The sequence below is a fragment of the Planktosalinus sp. genome (genome assembly GCF_059864935.1).
On the sequence record NZ_JCBCCK010000150.1, the window covers coordinates 1 to 4,342 of the forward strand.

At 34.7% G+C, this 4,342-nt stretch carries 4 protein-coding genes and 2 pseudogenes; 4 read left to right on the forward strand and 2 right to left on the reverse strand.

Annotation, left to right across the window (positions count from 1 at the left end; translation table 11 throughout):
* Positions 1–19 precede the first annotated feature (19 nt).
* From AC6F75_RS06050 to AC6F75_RS06065, 4 genes and pseudogenes are all read left to right on the forward strand, one after another.
* Positions 20–256 (forward strand): annotated as a pseudogene (locus AC6F75_RS06050) (HYR-like domain-containing protein); the annotation flags it as partial.
* A gap of 129 nt (positions 257–385) precedes the next feature.
* Positions 386–1,309: a T9SS type A sorting domain-containing protein gene (locus AC6F75_RS06055; RefSeq protein WP_500714057.1), complete on the forward strand. Its 924-nt coding sequence runs from the start codon at positions 386–388 to the stop codon at positions 1,307–1,309.
* A 111-nt stretch (positions 1,310–1,420) separates the two neighbouring features.
* Complete coding sequence (locus AC6F75_RS06060) at positions 1,421–2,083, forward strand: TrmH family RNA methyltransferase (RefSeq protein WP_500714054.1); 663 nt, start codon at positions 1,421–1,423, stop codon at positions 2,081–2,083.
* Positions 2,084–2,111: 28 nt separating this feature from the next.
* A complete protein-coding gene (locus AC6F75_RS06065) occupies positions 2,112–2,636 on the forward strand; it encodes an SRPBCC family protein (RefSeq protein WP_500714055.1) in 525 nt (174 codons plus the stop codon).
* 119 nt (positions 2,637–2,755) lie between these two features.
* Here the strand turns inward: AC6F75_RS06065 and AC6F75_RS06070 are convergent, their stop codons facing one another.
* Together AC6F75_RS06070 and AC6F75_RS06075 are read right to left on the reverse strand one after the other, a co-directional pair.
* On the reverse strand, positions 2,756–3,958 hold the full coding sequence (locus AC6F75_RS06070) for a porin family protein (RefSeq protein WP_500714056.1): 1,203 nt from the start codon (positions 3,956–3,958) through the stop codon (positions 2,756–2,758).
* Positions 3,959–4,029: 71 nt separating this feature from the next.
* A pseudogene (locus AC6F75_RS06075) lies at positions 4,030–4,342 on the reverse strand (carboxypeptidase-like regulatory domain-containing protein); the annotation flags it as partial.

Sequence of the window (4,342 nt, forward strand, 5' to 3'; positions counted from 1 at the left end):
AGGCAACAACCACGACTGGGTGTATACCTACACCATAGAGGCTAGTTACTTTACATTACCTGCTAATATGAACGTTGATATTCAATGTATTGATGATGACGTATTACCAACTCCTCCGGTTGTAACTGATAATTGTGGAAACACAATTACACCTACAGGTCCGAATAGAGTTGAAAGTTTTGACGGATGTCAAGGTACTGTTGCTTATACATGGAATTATCAAGACTGTGAGGGTGTTAACCACAATTGGGCATTCACTTACCACATTGAGGATACTATTGACCCTGTCATTATTAATCTTCCAGTAGTTGGAGATTTATGTAATGAGGTTTTCCCGGTATCATTATCAGCAGATTGGACAGACAACTGTGCAACAGGTGGACAAGTGATAGCTTATCCATCAAACATTCAAACATTTGGATGTTATGAAACTGCAGACTATGTATTCTATGTAGAAGACGATTGTCAAAACAGCACTGAAGAAACCGTAACGGTGACAAGAGAAGTGAGTGAATACACCAACTGTGAAACTGCCTTTGGTAGACTCGATGGTGCTGAAACCTGCTTCTTGACCGATGGCTTTAACAGATGGGGTTGGACCAACTACATAGACCAAAATGGTACTTACACCATGCCGCTTTATGCAGGTGCAGGTCAATGTAACCTAGGTAACGGAACCCATGTGGGAGATGCCACAATAGTATACAGTGGAGGACAAGTAACCGTATCTATAGATTTATTCAGTGGATATGCTATGAGCGAAACACATGTATACATTGGTTGTGATAAGTATCCAACGTTACCTAATGGTAGTACAACAGTAGCTCCTGGACAATATACCTTCAACTGGGGTAGTTTAGACAATGTGAATAATTACAGTATGGCTCCAATCTTAGTAGATGGCCCATTCTGGATTATCGTTCACGCTGTAGTATGTGAAGCAGTATGCGTTTGTTCAGCGTCTACCAACAATGGTGGAATATTTACACCGTCTAATAACAGCGGGGTTGTCTGTGGACAGAGTATCACAAGCAATATCAATACGAGTATTGATTTTACTCCATATCCTGTGCCGTTTGATAGCAAGTTGAATATTGACTATAAGTTTGAATTTGATACTAAAGTTACTCTTGAAGTATTTGATATCAGAGGAAGACTAATCACTACCGTTGAAAACCACAACTATTCTAAAGGTTCACTTGAAACATCAGTAATAGACATGTCTCGTGCAAACGATCAGGTGTATTTTATCAAGCTGATAACAAATAGAGGAGTTGTTGTTAAGAAAGTTGTGTCGTCAAACAAATAAGACGTAACAATTAGACTTAGAATTTTTAAGTAGGGTTGCCAATTGGTAGCCCTACTTTTTTATGTCAAGTTGTATTCATTTTTATATTTTTACAAAAATTGAATTTATTAAATGAGCCAGCTGGATTTATTAAATTATCTGGAATCTTATCTTACGGAACGTCGCAGGGAATTGTTTAAAGAGGTACTCTCTAACCGCACCAAACATTTTACGGTGGTCACCGAAGATGTAAAACAGCTCCACAACACCAGTGCCGTGATGCGCACCTGCGATATTTTTGGTATTCAGGATTTACATGTTGTAGAAGAATTAGAAGGCAAACGCATTGACAAGGAAATCGCCATGGGTGCCCAAAAATGGGTGGATTTGTACAGGTATGGTAACATCGATCAATGTATTGCAACACTTAAAATCCAAGGCTACCGAATAATTGCGACAACGCCTCATAAAGACTCACAGTTTTTAGAGGATTTTGACGTCACTCAAAAAGCTGCTTTTTTCTTCGGAAAAGAATCAGACGGACTTTCGGAAAAAGTGTTTAGACAAGCCGACTCCTTCTTAAAAATACCGATGTATGGTTTTACCGAAAGTTTAAACATTTCGGTTTCCGCAGCAATTATATTACAACAAGTGGTTGCCAAATTAAGAAAAACCGAAATCAACTGGCAACTCACCGAAGAAGAACAACTCGAAAAACGTCTTGATTGGTCAATGAAAACGATTAAAAGTGTGGATACTATTTTGAAAAGGTATAATGAAACAAAAAATGATTAAATTTGAAATGAACCAAAACAACTAACTTATGACATTTCTTTACATCCTCGCCGGAATCCTTATTTTATTTTGGGTTCTTTCCATGATTGCCCCAAAAAACTATCACGTCAGCCGAAGTATTGCGATCAATAAACCCCTCCCTGAAGTGTTTGATTTTATAAAATACTTAAAAAACCAGAACCACTGGTCACCCTGGGATTATAAAGACCCAAATATGAAAAAAGAATTCCGAGGTGAAGACGGTGAAGTGGGTTTTGTATCTGCATGGAAAGGCAACAAAGAAGTAGGTGAAGGTGAACAAGAAATCACAGGTATTTATGTAAACGACCGTATGGAATCTCGACTTCGGTTTTTAAAACCCTGGAAGTCTGAAAGTGATGCTTACATTAAAGTGGAAGAAGTGGGCCCGGAAACCACCAAAGTCATCTGGGGATTTAGCGGTGTGAACAAACCACCCGGTAATATATTTATGTTGTTTTTTAATATGGACAAGGTCATTGGAAAAGATTTTGAATCTGGACTTCAATCATTAAAAAAACACCTTGAAGAATAATGGTCAGCTGGTATGAGATTTCCTAAACGATCTACAGTGCCAATGTAGTCTTTCCTTTTTTAGTGAAGGCTACAACAACAGTAAAATTTAGGCACATAATTTTTAAAACTAGAATGGGGTTACAAAACATTATATCTTAAAATTATAGAACTTGTTTTGTATTGTGCATAGTATATACCACCTGTAAAAAAGTTTCTATTTGTGTTTTGTCTAAATTCAATGTCAAACTTATTGTTTAAATTGTATCCAAAACCAAAAGCAAAATTAGGTATACTGATAAGTTTTCTTTTGCCGTCGGAAATTAATGTGTATTCAAATTCATTTTTTAATACTAAATCCGGAATAAAAGCAACGTTTGCAAAAACTTTGGATGAATTATTTAAAAAGATAAAATATCTAATACCAATTGGTACTTCTATTGAACTATAATCTATAGATACACTCACATTATTATAATCAATTGGTTTATCTTCTTCTTTGAAATACTGATAAGTGGGTTCAATAAATACACTCCATTTATTTTTGTTAAAAGGCATTATATACTCGAACTCTATTCCAAAATTAAATTGAGTTTGATCGTCAAAATAAGCGTCTAACCTGTTGTCGTTACTTAGTCCTGTAAATAATGAATTAAATGCTACTCTTGGAGCGATTTTAAGATTAAATATTCCTTTTCTTTTTTCAGTAAAAGTAGTATAGTCAGACTCTTTACATTTGTTGTATTTTATAAAAAGTTTTAACAGTGAATTTTCAAAAAACTCTAAATTTAAAAAATCATTTTGGGTTAAATTTTCACAAATTAAATTGTTCATCAATTCTTGCTTATAGCTTTCATTTTTCCTCATTGTCACATATCCATCGGTAAAGAATTCTTTATATATCAAAGTCTTTGGACTTTGAACGCCATTATTTTCTAAACCGTAAAAAAAACTTCTTGCCTCACCATCAAAATAAGAATATAGGGATGCCTGTCCTTCTATCAAGACCTTTGTAAAAACAGTTTTAGATTCAAACACTGGGTTTCTTTGGGTGGTCACTCTATAGGCTTCAGTGTCAATTTCAACTGTTTGTCTTATGTATTTAAATTTTTCAGGAATCCCAAATTCTTGTATGCTTTGAATATCTCCGGTTATAGTTTCTTTGTCTGATAAGTTAATTTTATATTCAAACTTGGATGGGGTTTTTAAGGACTCTAAATCTTTTATGAAACAAGAAATTTTATCACCGTTGTTTTTAACGATGTATCCTTGTTCATAGCTCATTTGTCCGGAAAATAAAAATGTTGAAAAGAAAAAAAAGAGAATAATTAGAGGTTGTTTCATTTTAAAGTATTTTTCACAAAAATAAAATGAATAAACCTTAAAAACTAATGTGGTCTAATATATTATAAAACTTAATTCTTTCTTCGATTCAAAACACGATACTCTTCATAACATTCGCTAATGGCGTCAAGAATCTGAAGGTCGTTTGCCGTTCTGATAAATGTTTCAGAGTAATTACAATTGTTGAGGATTTCGTCGATATCGACTTTTTCAAGTTGAAGTACAACCATTAAAGTTTCGCGGTCAAATTTGCTTTGAAGTAAATTCCTGATGTTGTCATCAGTTTTCATTTGCCGCAATTTTCGCATTTGCTGCGGTCGTTTACCAAAAACGTTGTAAAGAAAATCAGCGGGGTTAAAAATGGAACTTAACACCTTTGATACG